General features: G+C 60.2%; 16 protein-coding genes and 1 pseudogene. 4 read left to right on the top strand and 13 right to left on the bottom strand.

The features are described from left to right. Window positions 1-261: 261 nt before the first annotated feature. Window positions 262-1,956, top strand: coding sequence for an AraC family transcriptional regulator (locus tag HTA01S_RS15050; protein ID WP_068173288.1), 1,695 nt, complete (start codon window positions 262-264; stop codon window positions 1,954-1,956). A 221-nt stretch (window positions 1,957-2,177) separates the two neighbouring features. On the opposite strand, the gene HTA01S_RS25320 is transcribed toward HTA01S_RS15050, so the two are convergent. The 13 genes and pseudogenes from HTA01S_RS25320 to HTA01S_RS15005 all read right to left on the bottom strand — a co-directional run bounded on the left by HTA01S_RS25320 (window position 2,178) and on the right by HTA01S_RS15005 (window position 12,718). Then, on the bottom strand, window positions 2,178-2,717 hold the full coding sequence (locus HTA01S_RS25320; RefSeq protein ID WP_157572121.1) for a DUF2059 domain-containing protein: 540 nt from the start codon (window positions 2,715-2,717) through the stop codon (window positions 2,178-2,180). 334 nt (window positions 2,718-3,051) lie between these two features. Continuing rightward, complete coding sequence (locus HTA01S_RS25315; RefSeq protein WP_157572120.1) at window positions 3,052-3,309, bottom strand: hypothetical protein; 258 nt, start codon at window positions 3,307-3,309, stop codon at window positions 3,052-3,054. A gap of 194 nt (window positions 3,310-3,503) precedes the next feature. Next, window positions 3,504-3,734: pseudogene (locus HTA01S_RS26030) on the bottom strand (IS481 family transposase); the annotation flags it as partial. Window positions 3,735-3,928: 194 nt separating this feature from the next. Further along, complete coding sequence (gene rfbF / locus HTA01S_RS24760) at window positions 3,929-4,702, bottom strand: glucose-1-phosphate cytidylyltransferase (protein ID WP_084236146.1); 774 nt, start codon at window positions 4,700-4,702, stop codon at window positions 3,929-3,931. A gap of 71 nt (window positions 4,703-4,773) precedes the next feature. Next, entirely contained in the window at window positions 4,774-5,712 is a 939-nt protein-coding gene (locus HTA01S_RS15045; protein ID WP_084236132.1) for a glycosyltransferase family 2 protein, read from the bottom strand. Between the two features lie 39 nt (window positions 5,713-5,751). Continuing rightward, window positions 5,752-7,047 carry an NAD(P)H-dependent oxidoreductase gene (locus HTA01S_RS15040; protein WP_068173285.1) on the bottom strand — a complete coding sequence of 432 codons (1,296 nt, stop codon included), beginning with the start codon at window positions 7,045-7,047 and terminating at the stop codon, window positions 5,752-5,754. A gap of 67 nt (window positions 7,048-7,114) precedes the next feature. Continuing rightward, window positions 7,115-7,645, bottom strand: a complete 531-nt coding sequence (gene rfbC / locus HTA01S_RS15035) for a dTDP-4-dehydrorhamnose 3,5-epimerase (RefSeq protein WP_068173284.1) — start codon at window positions 7,643-7,645, stop codon at window positions 7,115-7,117. Beyond that, window positions 7,645-8,667, bottom strand: coding sequence for an NAD-dependent epimerase/dehydratase family protein (locus tag HTA01S_RS15030; RefSeq protein WP_068173281.1), 1,023 nt, complete (start codon window positions 8,665-8,667; stop codon window positions 7,645-7,647). The genes rfbC and HTA01S_RS15030 overlap by 1 nt, the downstream gene beginning before the upstream one ends. Window positions 8,668-9,178: 511 nt before the next feature. Further along, window positions 9,179-9,982: a hypothetical protein gene (locus HTA01S_RS15025; protein WP_174545195.1), complete on the bottom strand. Its 804-nt coding sequence runs from the start codon at window positions 9,980-9,982 to the stop codon at window positions 9,179-9,181. A 10-nt stretch (window positions 9,983-9,992) separates the two neighbouring features. Beyond that, entirely contained in the window at window positions 9,993-10,241 is a 249-nt protein-coding gene (locus HTA01S_RS15020; protein ID WP_068173280.1) for an FmdB family zinc ribbon protein, read from the bottom strand. A 54-nt stretch (window positions 10,242-10,295) separates the two neighbouring features. Beyond that, entirely contained in the window at window positions 10,296-11,222 is a 927-nt protein-coding gene (gene draG, locus HTA01S_RS15015; protein WP_068173277.1) for an ADP-ribosyl-[dinitrogen reductase] hydrolase, read from the bottom strand. Continuing rightward, window positions 11,215-12,057, bottom strand: a complete 843-nt coding sequence (locus HTA01S_RS15010) for an NAD(+)--dinitrogen-reductase ADP-D-ribosyltransferase (RefSeq protein WP_068173275.1) — start codon at window positions 12,055-12,057, stop codon at window positions 11,215-11,217. The genes draG and HTA01S_RS15010 overlap by 8 nt, the downstream gene beginning before the upstream one ends. 52 nt (window positions 12,058-12,109) lie before the next feature. Then, window positions 12,110-12,718 (bottom strand): hypothetical protein, encoded by a 609-nt coding sequence (locus HTA01S_RS15005; protein WP_068173274.1) that lies wholly within the window; start codon window positions 12,716-12,718, stop codon window positions 12,110-12,112. Between the two features lie 416 nt (window positions 12,719-13,134). Here HTA01S_RS15005 and nifH point away from each other — a divergent pair, with 416 nt between their 5' ends. From nifH to nifK, 3 genes are all read left to right on the top strand, one after another. After that, window positions 13,135-14,028 carry a nitrogenase iron protein gene (nifH, locus tag HTA01S_RS15000; RefSeq protein ID WP_068173272.1) on the top strand — a complete coding sequence of 298 codons (894 nt, stop codon included), beginning with the start codon at window positions 13,135-13,137 and terminating at the stop codon, window positions 14,026-14,028. 100 nt (window positions 14,029-14,128) lie between these two features. Then, entirely contained in the window at window positions 14,129-15,592 is a 1,464-nt protein-coding gene (gene nifD / locus HTA01S_RS14995) for a nitrogenase molybdenum-iron protein alpha chain (protein WP_068173269.1), read from the top strand. Window positions 15,593-15,663: 71 nt separating this feature from the next. Then, entirely contained in the window at window positions 15,664-17,223 is a 1,560-nt protein-coding gene (gene nifK / locus HTA01S_RS14990) for a nitrogenase molybdenum-iron protein subunit beta (protein WP_068173265.1), read from the top strand. The last annotated feature ends 120 nt before the right edge of the window (window positions 17,224-17,343 follow it).

The following is a 17,343-nucleotide window of genomic DNA, read 5'->3' as shown; positions in this document are numbered from 1 at the left end:
CGGTGCAACCCCGGGGTTTTGGAGGTTGCTTTCGGGCCCGCAAGTCTTAAGAATCAGCGCCGATCAGTGGCCCCATGGCCGCTGGTTGGCGCCGATAAAAAAAGACGGGCCGAGAAAAGGGAGAAGTACTGTGATCCATGCGCTATACGCCATTTGCCCCGCCGTGCACCGGGGCACCCCGCGCCAGCCGAGAGGGCCATCGCCAGGCCATTGCGAAGCGCTGCCGTGACGCAGTAAAACCCTGCTTCGCGGGGCCCCCACTTGATCCGTACGGAAGCCGCGGAGAGCGAGCCCAGCCGTGGGCTGCATCGCCCGGCCGTCGTGTCCTACCTGAGCGAGTTCGCCGAAATCCGGCGGCTGCTGGAGCGCAGCGCGTGCCGCCACTGGTGGGAAGCGGCCAGCCTGGAGCTTTTCGGACAGCAACCCCTGCTGGTGGACGGCGCCATGGGCCGCAGCGCCCCGCAGGTGCCACACAAGGTGGAGCTGGCGCTGGAGTTTTCCCGCCGACCACTCGGCGCACTGCGGTTGCAGCTGTTGCCCCACCTGTCCATGGGCCCCGTGTGCGAGTCGGCGCTGACGGAGCTGGCCTTTCAGTGCGCCGGCACCATCCAGCGCCTGGCCAGCCAGCGCTGGGTGGTGCAGGCGCAGCTGGGTGCGCCGTGCCTGATTGGCTCCAGCCCGGCCATGCTGGCCCTGGATCGCCACATCGAAGAATGCTGTGTCGACGCGTGCCCGGTCGCGCTGCTGGGCACCAGCGGCAATGAAGCCCTGCAGACCGCGGCGGCCATCCACCACGGCGGCGGCAGGGCCGGGCACGTCTTCGTCAAGGTGGATTGCGCGACCACCCTGGAGCCGCCCTGGCGCTGGGTGGATCGCGCGCGCGGGGGAACCCTGTTCCTGTGCCACACCGACAGCGGCACCCGCGCCGACCAGGAACACCTGTGGCTGCAACTGGAGCAGGCCCTGGGCCACGCCACGCAACTGGACGGCCACCGGGCCTGCCGGCTGGTGGTGGCGCTGAAGGCGCAGCACCTGCCCGACCTCTCCAGCCCCATTCCCTACGGTGCCTGGAGCCAGTGCCATTGGAAGGTGATCACCCTGCCGCCACTCTCACAACACCCCGAAGACATTCCGGTGCTGGCGCGCGCCGTGCTGGACTACCACGGCCACAGCGCGGAGCACCGCATGACCGACGCCTTGCAACACTGGTGCACCAACTACACATGGCCCGGCAATGCCTCGCAACTGGAGTGGACCGTGGCCCGCATGGCGGTGCTGACCGCCAACACGCCCATCGGTGCCAGCGACATCAGCTTGCTGTCTCCCCGCTTGCTGGGGGATGCCGGCACGGCGTATACCCTGGCGGAGCCGCAAGCGCCGCGCTATGAAAACCGCGACGCAGCCCCGCCACCGACCAGCCTCCCTGACGTGTTGGCACGGCCTGTCGAGCACTGGGTGCGCTGCGTGCTGGAGCACGACACCCAGGCGTTCGCGCAGCTGCATGCGGGGCTGGCTCGCGCTCTGCAGTACCTGTGCAAGCAGTTCCATGAATCGATATCGGCCGAGCAGTTGGCCGACCAGGCCCACGTGAGCGTCTCGCATCTGCGATTTTTGTTTCGCGACAGCCTGGGCCTGCCGTTCAAGCTGTTTTTGCAGCATGTGCGCATTGCACAGGCCAAGCGCTTGCTGCTGGCGTCACCGCAACGCCGCATCACCGACGTGGCGCTCAGCGTGGGGTTCAGCGACTTCAGCCATTTTCAGAAGTGCTTTCGCCTGATCGTCGGTCAGACGCCCGGCGACCTGCGCCGGGCCTCGCAGGGGAACCCGCCAGCCTCCCGCGACACCAGCGACATGCCGGAATTGCAGGTCCGAAAACAGCGCGACCTCGTGGCCCAACTGACGCTTAATTCCGCCTTCCAGCGCGACTGTCGCGCGTCAACCGGAGGAGAGGGATGAACGACCCGCGACCGTATGCGGAGGTGGTTCGATCTTCCTGCACAAGCGCTCCTGCACACGGTACGTGGCCGACGCCTTGCCCACGTGGTTCAACCGCCTGCAACCGGCCATCGTTCGCGGCTACGGGCGGACAACTGGATCCGATACGAAACGGGCGAGATCGTCAGAGGCGAAGAACTGAGCAGCAGGTGCAGGGAAATCCTGACGGACCCCGAGGTGGCTTAATCAGGATTCTGATCGTATTTGGCATATATTGCCTGCAAATCTTGGAGCAATTCCGCTGTGGCTGTTGAATCGGAAAGCTTGCTCTCAATTTGACGCATCAATGCCTCGTCCGCCATTGCAATGGCAAAATTAAGTCGCTTGCCAGGATTTGATGAGTAGAATGCTATTGCAGCCTTCAAATCAGCGATCGTCAATTTTTGCGCAAGATCGCCTGCAATCATCCCGTTGACGGATTCTGGCAGGTACGTCGCACAAATATTCTCTTGATATGCCTTGTATAGGGTTACAATTTCGGACCACGACTTGGAGTGTGGTGTTATCGGCTTGAATGTGCTTGGATTGTCGAGAACAAGCTTGTTTGGATCAAATTGCGATCCCTCAAACGTCCTGCATTGCCGTCCATAGGACTCAAACCGCGCACCGTAGCCAAGCATTTCTACAAGCTGCGTCGCTAGAGTGAGTTTATCTGTCGGGGTTTGCGCCGTAGCGGTCACCGAGAGAAGAAGGGATGCAAGTAGGATTTTGATGTTTCTCATAATGCAATTGAACGCTGGAAAATCAGCCGCGCCGGTACTATGTCGGCTGTATTGAAATGTTAGATGGCTTACTGAATATAAGATTATAAGCCTCCAGTTTCACGAATGTTCATCTCGATATCGGTCGGGAGGCAGTGCGCGAGGCGGCATGGTATTGCTTATATATGACAACTAGCTTGTGGTTTATTTGGGCAATTGAAGGTCGGACGCAACTGTGGCCCAGTCAATCTTGGACTCTATCAAATAAAATTGAACCCGGACTTTCAATTTTTGATTGGTGTACCTGTAGAAGGAAGAACAGACTCCGCTCATCCCTGACGATAAACGATTCCCATCAATCCAAGTCGCCATGAAGTCCACCGGTTGGTTCCTGAGGAACAAATCGATTGTCTTGACGAGGACTGGGTGTGCGTTGGCTGCGCAGGAAAAGGTGGCAGCCCAAGGCTCCGATCAGCGGCAACAGCCAAACCATCAAAACCTGGAGCCACTGTTGTTGGGGGTCGTACTCACCCGCCCGAAAAAGGATGGTGGATACATAGAGTTGATAGAAAGCCACTGCACCAATGACCGCAAAAACCACGAGTTCCGGCATACCTATCTCCTTCAGTTGGGAAGTCTGAGTACTTGCGCCCTGCTTTCTGAACCCAATGCGAAAGCATCCGCGATGGGCACTATAGCCCGCCCATCGGGAACGCACCACGCCAAAACAGGCCGCCAACCTCAGCGCCCCACCGTATCAAACCCCGCTGCCATGGCGTCGCGGTGTTCCAGGTCCACAGTGGCCGGTGCCAGCTGGTCATCCAAAGGCAGCAGCGGGGTGCGAAGTCGTTCAACCACCACACATTCCTGAGCGGGCGTGAGGGTGGTTTGCGACGGTGCGGGGTGTGGGAGGCATCGTGCACGCTGGTGCGCTTCTTCCACTTGCGGGCCGTCTCTTCAGAGATGCCATAGCGCGCTGCCCACAATCTCGGCCCGAATGGCTGGGGTGCGTGCGTTCGTGTGCAGCGCGATCTTCATCAAGAAATTCCCGCAACGTGGATTGAACGACCCAGCAGATCATCCACCAATTGGCGCATCGCATTGCGCGCTGCCAGCAACGGGGTACCTTCAGAGGCCCATGCAATCATCCAGGATGCGACATCTATCCATCAAGGTCGCGTGATTCAGGCGACAACTGCCTTCACATTCACCGGCCATTAGAAGGAAAAAAATCACCAAATTTTCCAGGGTGCTTTGGTGCTTGCCCAAAGATTTTCAAGATAATTTTTATCCCGCAGGGTATCCATGTTTTGCCAAAAGCTGTCGTGGCGATAAGCCGTCAGTTTGCCTTGGTGGGCCAGCTGCATAAGTGGTTCTTGCTCTAAAACACTTTCGTCGCCGGAGAAATAATCAAAAACCTCAGGTTCCATGACAAAAAAACCACCATTAATCCATGCCCCGTCCCCTTTTGTCTTTTCGCTGAAATTATGGATCTTGCGGTCATCTTCTTTGAGTGTAAAAGCTCCAAAGCGTCCTGGTGGCTGTACTGCAGTTAAAGTAGCGATCGTTTTTTGCTCATGATGAAAAGCCAGTAGCTTATTCATATCCATGTCGCACACGCCGTCCCCATATGTCAGGCAAAAAGTTTCACCAGCCACATAATCCTTAATTCTTTTAATTCTCCCGCCGGTCATGGTTGCTTCGCCGGTATCGACCAAGGTGACTCGCCAAGGCTCAGCTTGGGTATGGTGTATTTCTATATTATTGTTTTTGATGTCAAAAGTAAAATCGGCCGTATGGAGGAAATAATTGGCGAAGTACTCTTTGATCACATAACCTTTATACCCGCAGCAGATGATGAAATCGTTTATTCCTGCGGTGGAGTATATCTTCATGATGTGCCAAAGCATGGGTTTGCCGCCAATTTCAATCATGGGCTTGGGCTTTGTTGCACTTTCCTCGCTAATTCGAGTTCCATAGCCTCCTGCCAAAATTACCGCCTTCATATCCATGTGTCCTTGGTTTGATTATCTAATATGTCTGTGTGAGTAATATTTGAAAATTTATCGGCGCTTGTTCAGCGCACTCCCATTTTCCAAAAATCATGGGGGGACAAATCCTTCATCTTCTTGCCGGAAATAGTCACCTTCAGCACCACCCATACCGGGACAACAATGTCGTGAACCATTCTGGTAAACAGGATCGGCACGCACGCAAGCATGAACAAATATGAATTCGCGCCACGCTGGATGTAGGCCAACGATCGAAAAAACAAGTGCACTTTTCGTATCACATGGCCAAGATAGGTCAATCCCGGGTGGCGTGCGTGCTGCGGCAAGTCATGCGCCGGTTTGCTGGTCATGGTCTTGCGCCACAAGGGCTTGTCCAGGGATGTCAGAACGAAATTTCCCTTGGCCGCAAGAAAATACAGAGACGGAAAAGCGACGTTATAAACCGTCGTGATTTTTGGAAACAGCCAAAGCTTGTATTCAATGTCCTTGGCGCGCTGACGCCGGATGAGCGCGTGGTTGCTGCGATCAAGTAACTGCTTGGTCAGCTTGTAGATTCTCACCAGCGCATAGTGGTGCCCGTAGTCTTCGAGAACCTCTTCGCCTTCGTATTCCTGAGTCTCTTTATTGAAGAGGCGGTAGGGACAGAATGCCAATATGGCTTCAGGTTCTGCGAGCAGCTTATTGACCAGGACCTCTATAAATTCAGGCTCCCAGTGGTCGTCTGCCGCCGCCCACATGAAAAAATCGCCTTTGGCCTGCTCGGCAACATAGGTCCAGTTGCCAGGCAGCCCCAGGTTCTTCTCTTGTCGTACGTATCTGATCCGATGGTCCCGAGCGCAATATTCTTGGCAGATTTGCGCTGTTGCATCGGTAGACGCATTGTCGGACAAGATCAATTCAATATTTTTATAGGTTTGCCCCAGCAGGCAGTCGAGCGTGCGCGCCAGAGACTTTTCACCGTTATATACCGGTACACCAATACTGACCAGCGGAGCAGTGTTCATTTTGAGCCTTAAATCAGCTCTGCAGCAAAGAGAGCGGTTTCAATTGCTGAAGTACGCGTTTTGCTCTGCGCGGAGTTTGTCACTCAGCCGGCCACCTGGCACAGTGACGTCATCCATGCAAAGAACCTGGTCTTTAGGGACATCACGCCTGAGACGACATCCCTCAGCCAAACCCATTGGGAGCAGATGGCCTTGATTTACAACATGCGAGTTTTCAGCCAATCCATAGGTCATGTAGCCACCGATGCCATCTATGATTTGCCCTGCTTTCAGGTCAATTTTTGCGGTGGCAACCACATCAACGCACGGTCCAGCAATGGGTGCTATTGCTGCGTCAGAGAACAATACCGCGCGCGCAACCGTATTGGGCACCTCAAAGTGGCACAAGTGATAAGGCGTGTAAAAGCAATACAACGGACCTTCGCCCAGTTTGTATAAATTGAGGTAGTGTTTTTGTTGGGGGTGATCATGTGTGCCCAGCACAAAAACACCTGGATTTGGAGCGGCTCCCACGACGTAATCAACGATTCCCGGGCCTTGCAGCAGCTCTTCAAGCGGATACCAATTGACGGCCTCGGTAATAGGAGTGCCGGCGGCAACCGTTGGGCCGAACATTCCGCGTTTGGCCACCCGCATGCCGGTGGCGTTTGCCACGATGGCCTGCTCATACGAAATTTTGGTGCCATCGGCAAATGAGGTCACCATGGCGGGATTCTGCCCCCATTTCTTGGCAAACCCTTCCTGTGTGGTCGGGTTGCGATAGGGGTCGTGCAAACCTTTGATGTTTCCGCACAGGACGGGCTTAACCCCAATTCCCTTGACAAATCTGTACAGATTCATGATCACGCCAGGCTGGTCGCCATCGACGTTGGTGAGTACCACGCCTGCTTTATCGGCATAGACCTTGAGAATCGGGCCTACTGTGCCGTCCAGCTCGGCATTCATCATGATCACGTGTTTGCCATGTTGAATGGCCGTGAATACCACCTGAGCACTGAACTCCACTGCGCCAGTCACCTCGATGATGGCATCGATGCCCTCTGCCTGGCAGAGCAGAAATGCTTCATCGGTGATCGCATAGCGGTCTTGCGCAATGGCATCTTCCAGCTGCGCGACGGTTTCCACAACCACCACGTCCTGGACATTGGCTTCGTTGTAGGCGCGCCGGGCTTGATCAATGCTCCGGTTGGAAACTGCCACCAGTTTCATGCCCGGAGTGGAATTGATAATTTGCAGGGCAACCCCGCGACCCATGAACCCCGCACCCACCATGGCCACCCGAATAGGGTTGTTGTCGGACTGGCGTTTCTTCAACGCACTGTCAATAATTATCATGATCTTGACTTGTTAATTTTGAATGCGACACCAAGGTCTGATGGGGCAGGTATTGCGAGTGCCCGGCTCACTGTTTCATGTCGGGCCAGCTGGCATCTTTGTCAGAAATCACCTTGACCTCTTGCGGCCAAACGATTCCCAGGGCTGGGTCGTTGTATCTGAGGCCGCGCTCTGAACCAGGGTGGTAAACCTGCGAAACCTGGTAGGTGACTTCGCAGTCATCCACCAGGGTAATGAACCCATGTGCGAAGTGCTGCGGCACAAACAGCATGCGGTGATTGCTGCTGGATAACTCGACACCAATCCATTGTTTGTAGGTGGGAGACTCAGGGCGAATATCCACGATGACGTCGTAGATGGCACCCTGTGTGCATCTGACCAGTTTGGTTTCGGCGTACGGCGACTCCTGATAGTGCATGCCGCGCAATGTTCCCTGGTGTTTGCTCAGGGAAACATTGGTTTGCACCACTTTGCTCACCAGACCATGCCGCTCGAATTCGTCCTGGCAAAAAGACCTGGCAAAGAAGCCACGGGAATCCCCGCGCTTTTCCAGATCAATGATGTATGCGCCGGACAGTTTGGTTTCGGTGAATATCATCAAACGCTCCAGAAGAACTTGTCATCAATCTGCTGGGTGCGGATGAGATACTCAATTTGCTTCAGGCGGGTGAAGGCCCGGAAGTTGAAGATTTCGGGTGGCATGTCGATTCGTTTGAACACCTCGTAGAGTTGTTCTGCACCAATCTTGGCGTTTCGCTTGCACTTGAAGCCCAGTTGGGTGCTGATCTTGTCGAATGAGACGCGGTAGCTGCGATTGTCGGCATCATTGGTGCCAAAGCTGAGCGAACACCCGGTGAAGGTTTCTGCAACGATCTCGGCGATTTCCTTGACGCGGTAGTTGTCGGAGGTGCTGCCCACATTGAAAATCTGGTTGTGGATCTTCTCGCGTGGCGCATCCAGCACGCAGCCGATGGCATCGCAAATATCCAGAACATGCACCAGCGGGCGCCATGGCTGTCCGTCACTGGTCATCTTGATTTCCTTGGTTGTCCAAGCCAATCCAGACAGGTTGTTCAACACGATGTCGAAGCGCATGCGTGGCGAAGGTCCGTAGGCCGTGGCATTGCGCAGAAATGTGGGGCTGAAGTGCTCCGAGGCCAGAGGTGACACATCGCGCTCCACTTTGACCTTGCACTTGGCGTATGCGGTTTGTGGGTCGGTAGCAGACTCCTCGGTTTTGAAGTCATCACCACCAATACCATACGCGCTACAAGAAGATGTGTAGACAAAACGGCTTACGCCGACGTTCTTGCATTTCTTGGCCAGCTCAACCGAGCCTACATGATTGATCTCATAGGTGATGTCGTTGTTGAGCTTGCCCAGCGGGTCATTGGACAACTCGGCCAAATGCACCACCGCCTCAAATCCCTCAAGGTCTTTTTCGGTGATGTTCCGAATGTCCTTGCTGATCCATTGTGGCGCTTTTTTAATGGCGTTGTACAGCCAGCCATCTCGGTAGAAGCCGGTGTCGATGCCCACCACGTCATGACCACGCTCCAATAGGACTGACCCCAGCAAGCTTCCAATATAACCATCTGTTCCGGTAACCAGTATCTTCACGACTATTCTGCCTTTTTCAAATGTTCAGGTTTTTCTGCAGGTAATTTATCGACTGACCTCATGTGCATGATTTTTCCAATCAATGGGATGAGAGCCCCATGATTGGGGTGTCTATTGATAAAGCACTTTTGTTTTCATGCATGCGCTGGTGTCCTGGGTGGGAAATGCATTTCACTCATTTTGATAGCCGCAGGCATTTGCGCTGCGAGCGCGTATCGTGTTAGCCTGCACCGCAAGGGAGATCAACAATGCGTTGGCGGCGCGGCAACGCGTGATCAAATAAGACGGCGTCCAAGTGGCGAGCACGCTTTGTCTAAATTGGAGGGTGTTCTGCTAAGGACGTGCATAGCACGGCGATGTGTTCCAATTAACACGAACGGCAGGATACATCTGCAAGTCTGAATGGCTCAATGCCGGATTGCATGAAACTTGATCTGGCTCAATGCCGGATTGCACGGAACGTGGTTTTCAGTCTTGGTGTGTGGCGCAATCCACCGACCTTAAGCCGCGCTTAAGTCGCGCGCATGTATGGCTGAGAAGGACAAGGCTTGGTGTGATCGGGGTTTCTGGGCTGAGCGTCAAACCCAGCGGCCATGGTGTCGCGGTGTTCCAGGTCCACCGCGACCGGGGCCAGCGGGTCGTTGCGGCCCAGCCAATGCGACTGGCTTGCGGCGTCGTCCAGCGCCAGCACCAGGGCGTGGTTGAGTTCGTAGGCGCCCCAGGCCAGGCCTTGCTGGCGCAGCGCGGCCTGCAGCGCGGACTGCACGAGCACGCGCACCACGCGGTGCGGCCCGGAGAAGGGCACCTCGTCCACGCGGCCGGCCGCGGCGTCGGCACAGGCCCGGCGGTCGTGCGAGGCGTGGCCGCGGCAGGCGAGGGGGCGCACGCGGTGGATCAGGCACACGCCCTGTTCGATGAAGGCGCAACGCCGCCGCAGCGCCACGCGCTGTTCTTCGCCCAGCCCGCGGGTGGCGGCGTCGGTTGCGCGCAGGCGGCCGATGAGGTCGATGCCGTGGCCGCGCAGTGCGGGCGCGGTGGCGCGCAGGTAGGCGGCCACTAGGAACACTTCGGGCGCGAGAGCGGTCACGCGCAGGGTGCAGCAGCTCGGGCAGCCCTTGCGGCAGGCGATAGGGGGCTGGCCTTCGGACTGGATCGCCACGTTGCCGTCAAAGCTGTCCCAGGCCTGGGCCATCGCGGCCTGGCAACGCTCGGCGCTGGCCGCGCCGGGTTCGCCCAGGGTGTGTTCAAAGGCGCCGCGCAGCGCGCGGAAGAAGGCTTCGGCGCCGTGGTCGTCGGGGGAGGTCTGCTCTGGCATGGGGCCTTGCCTAGACGCTCTTGCCTTTGAGCAGCCGCGCCTGTTCGGACGGGCTGTAGTGGTTGAAGTGGCCCTGCGCGGCAGCGAGGCGGCGGTTGGACATCCGGATGGCTTCGATCTTGCCGGCCGGGGCGATGCGCGAGACGCACTTTTCCAGATCGGTGCTGCCGCAGTGCGGGCAGGTGGGCACGGTGCTGGAGCGCACGAGCAGTTCGAACCCGGCCTGGCAGGCTTTGCAGTGGTAGTCAAACATGGGCATGGGGGGCTCCTGGGTGGGCGGGTGGGGTGGGGCGGCGAAACAGGCGTCGGCGTTTCATGGGCGGTCCTCCAGACATGAGGCCAGCGCCAGCAGGCCGCTGGTCTGGTCGGTGATGGCCTGCACGGTGGCGGGCTGCAGCCGGTGCAGCCAGCGCTGAGGCAAGCGCCCGGCGCCGCAGCGCGCGCCCGCGAGCATGCCGACCAGGGCGCCGGTGGTGTCGGCGTCGTCGCCCTGGTTCACGGTGGCCACCAGCGCGGCCTCGAAGTCTTCGTGCCGCGTGAATCCATGCAGCACGGTCTGCACCGTGTCCACCACGTAGGCGGTGGCGCGGCCGCGGTAGGGGGTGAAGCCGAAGGCGGGGTGTTGGGTGGTCCAGGCTTCGGCCCAGCGCTGGCACTCGGCCTGGCCCGCGCCGCGCAGCAGCAGGCGCAGCAGGCGGCCCAGGCCCAGGGTGGCGGCGTCGGACAGCGGGTGGTGGTGGGTCAGGTGGGCCTGGGCGAGCGACAGGCGCTCGAAGGCGGCTTCGTCGTGCAGGGTGGCCAGCACCACGGGCAGGTTGCGCATCAGCGCGCCGTTGCCGGCGTCGCCCGGGTTGTACGGGCCGGCCAGCGTGCCTTCGAGCAGGAAGCGCTGGATGCCGCGCCGGCAGGTGTTGCCGCAGTCCACCGGTCGGGCCTGCAGCCATTGCACGAAGGCCTGGCCGATGCCGTGCACGAGCGTTGTGTCGAGCTGGGTGGCGAAGCCCTGCAGCGCGGTGGCGCCGCCTTGCAGCAGGGCCGAGCCCAGGGCCAGGCTTATGGTGGTGTCGTCGGTGACCTGGCCGCGCGCCAGCTTGAGCCAGCCGCCGCCCACGATCTCGCGGTGCACGCCGTAGCGGGCCTCGATCTCGCGCGGGCGCATGAACTCCACCGTGGCGCCCAGCGCGTCGCCGATGGCCAGCCCGAGGTAGGCGCCGAGCACTTTGTCGAACAGCTCACGCATAGCGGGCCACCACCTCGTAGTCGCCGCCGAGCGCGAGCACTTCCTGTTCACCGCGCAGCACATGGCCGGGCAGCAGGCCGGGAAACACCAGCACCTTGCAGGCCGGCACCCGCGCCTCGAACACCCAGTCGCCAAAGCAGGCGGCGTCTTCCGGCGAGAGGCTGAACGAGACGATGTTGTTCAGGCGCACGGTGCAGCGGCGCATTTGAAGGCTTCCCTGGATCAACTGCTCTTCGCAGCGGTTGCTGCCGCGCCAGAGCTGCAGGTGTTCGCTGGGGGCGGCGCTGCCGGGCAGCGGGAAGCGCCGCAGGGCCCATTGGCAGAACTCGTAGAGCAGGTCGAGCTGCTGCAGGATGTTGTTGCTGTGGTGGCGGCTGGCCGCTTTCTCTTCGAGGTAGCCCACCCAGGCCAGCGAGGGAAAGCGCTCCAGCGGTGCCTTGTGGTAGCTGGGCACGAGGCCGAAGCGGCTTTCCACCCAGCCCTTGAGCACGGCGCCGGCCGGGCCGTTGGCGTCCATGCCCCAGCCCTGCAGCAGGGTGCGCCAGCTGCTACGCCAGCGCCGCTGCTCGGCGGGGCCCATGGCCGCGAGCGCCTGGGGCTCGGGTTTGCGCAGGCCGAAGGCGGTGGCCAGGTAATGCACGAACATGTCGCCCGCCTCGTTCAGGTCGTGGCTGCGGTCCAGCAGCGCGAACAGCCCGGCCTGGGTCTCTCGCACGCCAGCGATGGCCAGGCGCGTGGGGTGGGCATTGAAACCGGTGCTGGCGAGCACCGGCGCCGGCACGCCGACCAGGTTGGTGCTGTACCAGCGGTGGGGTTGATCCGGTCCATCGTCCATGGCCTGGTGGGAGGGGCGGGGTCCAGATGCCGGCGCGGCCGGGCGCTGGAACTCAGACCGGGCGGTTTTCGTTCGGGTTGCGCACCGGCCCCATCAGCGCCAGACCTTCGTCGTAGGTGATGGTGTCGAAGGTCACGTCGTACTTGAGCGCGGCGTCGGCCACGGCGTCGAGCTTGCCGGCGGTGTCCTTCTTCTTCAGGTCGCCCTTCTCCAGGTAGAACAGGTCGAGCAGTTCGTTGTAGACCGTGGCCTCGTCGATCGGCAACACGTAGAACATCGCGCCCTTGTACGGCACCTGGTACTTCTTGGAGAGGTCGATGTTGTTGCAGAACAGGAAGTATTTGCCGCCCGCGCTGAGCGTGTCGCCCAGCACCTCGGCCACGTCCTTGAGGTGTTCGAAGCTCAGCAGGTAACCGGCGAAAAAGGGCAGGTGCTTTTCGCCCACCTTGGCCACGGCCATGGCCTGCGTGCACAGCAGTTCGGGCGGGCGGGCCTCGTCGGCCACCTTGGGCGCGAAGCGCAGCGCCAGCTCGCCGCGAAAGCCCACGCGACCGAACTGGTTGGTGGGCGCCTTGAGCAGGGGGTTGAGCAGGCGCCCCTCACTTTCCAGGCGGGCAAACGCGGTGTCGTCGATCTCTTTGCGTTCCAGGGTGGCGGTCATGAAGCTTCCTTCGGGTTGGGTCTACAGGGTGGGAGACGGGGTGTTCGTCACCGTGCTGTATCAGCAATGACCGTACCAGGCGTCCAGCCGCTGCGTGGCCCTGCAAACCCGACACAAACCCGACCCCGTCCGCCCGCGCACTGGATTTTTTGCGACGCGATTCGCCGTTTTGTCGGGAAGTGGACAAAGCCCGCCAACCCGTTCGCGAGCCTTCCAAATCGGCCGTTTTCCCTATGGAGATCGGGCCTTTGCGCACGGTGGCCTGGGCATGGCACGGAAGCTGCAATGAGAGGCCTGCGCGGACAGCAGTCCGGCCAGGCGTGAACCCAAGAATAAGAGCTATAGGCACGAAAGGCTGACCCAGTCGCGGCTACGCAAGCTTAGGTTTTTCAACCCTTCCTGAATGGAGTACTGCAATGGCCAAACTTCGGCAAATCGCCTTCTACGGCAAAGGTGGCATCGGCAAATCGACCACCTCTCAAAACACCCTGGCTGCTCTGTCCGACCTCGGCCAGAAAATCCTCATCGTCGGCTGCGACCCCAAGGCCGACTCGACCCGACTGATCCTGCACGCCAAGGCACAGGACACCATCCTCTCGCTGGCCGCGGAAGCCGGTTCGGTGGAGGACCTGGAGCTCGAAGACGTGATGAAGATCGGCTACAAGGACATCCGCTGCGTCGAGTCCGGCGGCCCTGAGCCAGGCGTCGGCTGCGCTGGCCGCGGCGTCATCACCTCGATCAACTTTCTGGAAGAAAACGGCGCCTACGACGGCGTGGACTACGTGTCCTACGACGTGCTGGGCGACGTGGTGTGCGGCGGCTTCGCGATGCCCATCCGCGAAAACAAGGCGCAGGAAATCTACATCGTGATGTCGGGCGAGATGATGGCCATGTACGCGGCCAACAACATCTCCAAGGGCATTCTGAAGTACGCCAACTCGGGCGGCGTGCGCCTGGGCGGCCTGGTGTGCAACGAGCGCCAGACCGACAAGGAACTGGAACTGGCCGAAGCGCTGGCCGGCATGCTGGGCAGCAGGCTCATCCACTTCGTGCCGCGCGACAACATCGTGCAACACGCCGAGCTGCGCCGCATGACGGTGATCGAGTACGCGCCCGACTCCAAGCAGGCCGCAGAGTACCGCACCCTGGCTTCGAAGATCCACAACAACGCCGGCAACGGCACCATCCCGACCCCCATCACCATGGACCAGCTCGAAGACATGCTGATGGAGTTCGGGATCATGCAAGCGATCGACGAATCGGAAGTCGGCAAGGCCGCTGCGGCCGCCGCCGCCCTGGCTGCCGCCTGAACGGCTCATCCGTCGGCTCACAAGCCCGACCCGCCTGGCCCGTGCCGGTGGGTCGGCCTTGATCACCCAAGCAAAACCAAATATCCATTGGAGTTACCCCATGACTGCCACAGTTGAAGACCGCAAGGCCACGAACAAAGCCTTGATCGATGAAGTGCTGAAGGCCTATCCGGAAAAGATGGCCAAGCGCAGGGCCAAGCACCTGGGCTCGTTCGAAGAAGGCAAGCCGGACTGCGGCGTCAAGTCCAACATCAAGTCCCTGCCGGGCGTCATGACCATCCGCGGTTGTGCCTACGCCGGCTCCAAGGGCGTGGTGTGGGGGCCCATCAAGGACATGGTCCATATCAGCCACGGCCCGGTGGGCTGCGGCCAGTACAGCTGGGCCGCGCGCCGCAACTACTACATCGGCACCACCGGCATCGACACCTTCGTGACGATGCAGTTCACCAGCGATTTCCAGGAAAAGGACATCGTGTTCGGTGGTGACAAGAAGCTCGACAAGATCATCGACGAGATCCAGGAACTGTTCCCGCTGAACAAGGGCATCTCGATCCAGTCCGAGTGCCCGATCGGCCTGATCGGCGACGACATCGAAGCCGTGTCGAAGAAGAAGAGCAAGGAGTACGAAGGCAAGACCATCGTGCCCGTGCGCTGCGAAGGTTTCCGCGGCGTGAGCCAGTCGCTCGGCCACCACCTGGCCAACGACGCGATCCGCGACTGGGTGTTCGACCGCACCGACCCCAACAAGCACCCCGAGTTCGTCTCCACCCCCTACGACGTGGCCATCATCGGCGACTACAACATCGGTGGCGACGCCTGGTCCAGCCGCATCCTGCTCGAAGAGATGGGGCTGCGCGTGATCTCCCAGTGGTCCGGCGACGGCACCATCGCCGAGATCGAGAACACGCCCAAGGCCAAGCTCAACGTGCTGCACTGCTACCGCTCGATGAACTACATCAGCCGCCACATGGAAGAGAAGTACGGCATTCCATGGGTGGAATACAACTTCTTCGGCCCGACCATGATCGAGAAGAGCCTGCGCGAAATCGCCAGCCACTTCGACGACAGCATCAAGGCCAAGGCCGAAGCCGTGATCGCCAAGTACAAGCCGCTGATGCAGGCCGTGATCGACAAGTTCAAGCCGCGCCTGCAGGGCAAGAAGGTGATGCTGTTCGTGGGGGGCTTGCGTCCTCGCCACGTGATAGGCGCCTACGAAGACCTGGGGATGGAGGTGGTGGGCACCGGCTACGAGTTCGGCCATGGTGACGACTACCAGCGCACCACGCACTACGTGAAAGACGGCACCCTGATCTACGACGACGTGACCGGCTACGAGTTCGAGAAGTTCGTCGAACAGGTGCAGCCCGATCTGGTCGGCTCCGGCATCAAGGAAAAGTACGTGTTCCAGAAGATGGGCGTGCCCTTCCGCCAGATGCACAGCTGGGACTATTCCGGCCCCTACCACGGCTACGACGGCTTCGCCATCTTCGCGCGTGACATGGACATGGCGATCAGCTCTCCCATTTGGAGCCTGACGAAAGCGCCCTGGAAGAAGGCCGCCTGAAGAAGACTGCGGGCGGCCTGGCATGGGCCGGTCGTCCGCTCCTTGAATCTTTACATCCTCTGGAGAGCACCATGCCCCAATCAGCCGAAAAGATCCTCGACCACGAACTGCTGTTCCGTGAGCCCGAGTACCAGGACATCTTCCGCAACAAGAAGGCGTCGTTCGAGTTCAACCATTCCGAGGAGAGCATCAAGCAGATCGTCGAATGGACCAAAACCGAAGACTACAAACAGAAGAACTTCGCCCGCGATTCGCTGGCCGTGAACCCGGCCAAGGCCTGCCAGCCGCTGGGCGCGGTGTACGTGGCCAACGGCTTCCAGAAGACGCTGAGCTTCGTGCACGGCAGCCAGGGCTGCGTGGCCTACTACCGCTCGCATTTCAGCCGCCATTTCAAGGAACCCACGTCCTGCGTGAGCTCTTCGATGACGGAAGACGCGGCGGTGTTCGGTGGCCTGAACAACATGGTCGACGGCCTGGCCAACGCCTACAGCCTGTACAAGCCCGACATGATTGCCGTGTCCACCACCTGCATGGCCGAAGTGATCGGTGACGACGTGGACGCCTTCATCAAGACCAGCAAACAGAAAGGCAGCGTGCCCGACGAGTTCGACGTGCCGTTCGCCCACACCCCGGCCTTCGTCGGCAGCCACATCACCGGCTACGACAACGCGCTGCTGGGCATCCTGCGCCACTTCTGGGACGGCAAGGCCAAGACCACTGAACCCCTGGTGCGCGTGCCCAACGAGAGCATCAACTTCATCGGCGGCTTCGACGGTTTCGTCGTGGGCAACATGAAGGAAATCCGCCGCATCTTCGACCTGTTCGGCGTCAAGGTGAACATCATCTGCGACCCGTCCGGCAACTGGAACACGCCCACCGACGGCGAGTTCCGCATGTACGCCGGCGGCACCTCGAAAGAAGAAGTGATCGCCGCCCTGCACGCCAAGGCCACCATCGTGTTCCAGGAATTCTGCTGCGAGAAGACCAGCAAATTCATCGCCGAACACGGCCAGGAAGTCGTGGTGCTCAACGCCCCCATCGGCGTGGCCGGCACCGACCAGTTCCTGATGGAGATCTCCCGCCTGACCGGCAAGCCGATCCCGGCCGAGCTGGAAAAGGAGCGCGGCGAACTGGTGGACGCCATGGCCGACAGCCAGGCCCATCTGCACGGCAAGCGCTTCGCGCTGTATGGCGACCCGGACCAGCTGCTGGGCTACACCCAGTTCCTGCTGGAGCTGGGCGCTGAGCCGGCCCACGTGCTCGCCACCAACGGCACCGAGCCCTGGGCCGAGAAGGTGCAGAAGCTGTTTGACGCCTCGCCCTACGGCGTGGGCTGCAAGGTCTACCCCAAGCGCGATCTGTGGCACCTGCGTTCGTTGCTGTTCACCGAGCCGGTGGACTTCCTGATCGGCAACACCTACGGCAAGTACCTGGAGCGCGATACCAAGACGCCGCTGGTGCGCATGGTGTTCCCGATCTTCGACCGCCACCACTACCACCGTTTCCCCACTTGGGGCTACGAAGGCGGCATGCGCGTGCTGGTCACCCTGCTCGACGAGTTCTTCGAGACGCTGGACGCGAACACCATCGTGGCGGGCAAGACGGACTACAGCTACGACATCATCCGGTGACCCCCCGCGCCGCCTTCGGCGTCACCCCCCCCAGGGGGGCGCCGAAGGCGGCCGGGCAAAGCCCGTTCCGCGGCGGCCCCGGGTGAGCGTCCCTTCGCTCGCCCGGGGCAGTTGCTGAGC

The sequence above is a fragment of the Hydrogenophaga taeniospiralis CCUG 15921 genome (assembly GCF_001592305.1).
Taxonomy (GTDB): Bacteria; Pseudomonadota; Gammaproteobacteria; order Burkholderiales; family Burkholderiaceae_C; genus Hydrogenophaga; species Hydrogenophaga taeniospiralis.
This window is presented reverse-complemented; position numbering and strand designations above follow the sequence as displayed.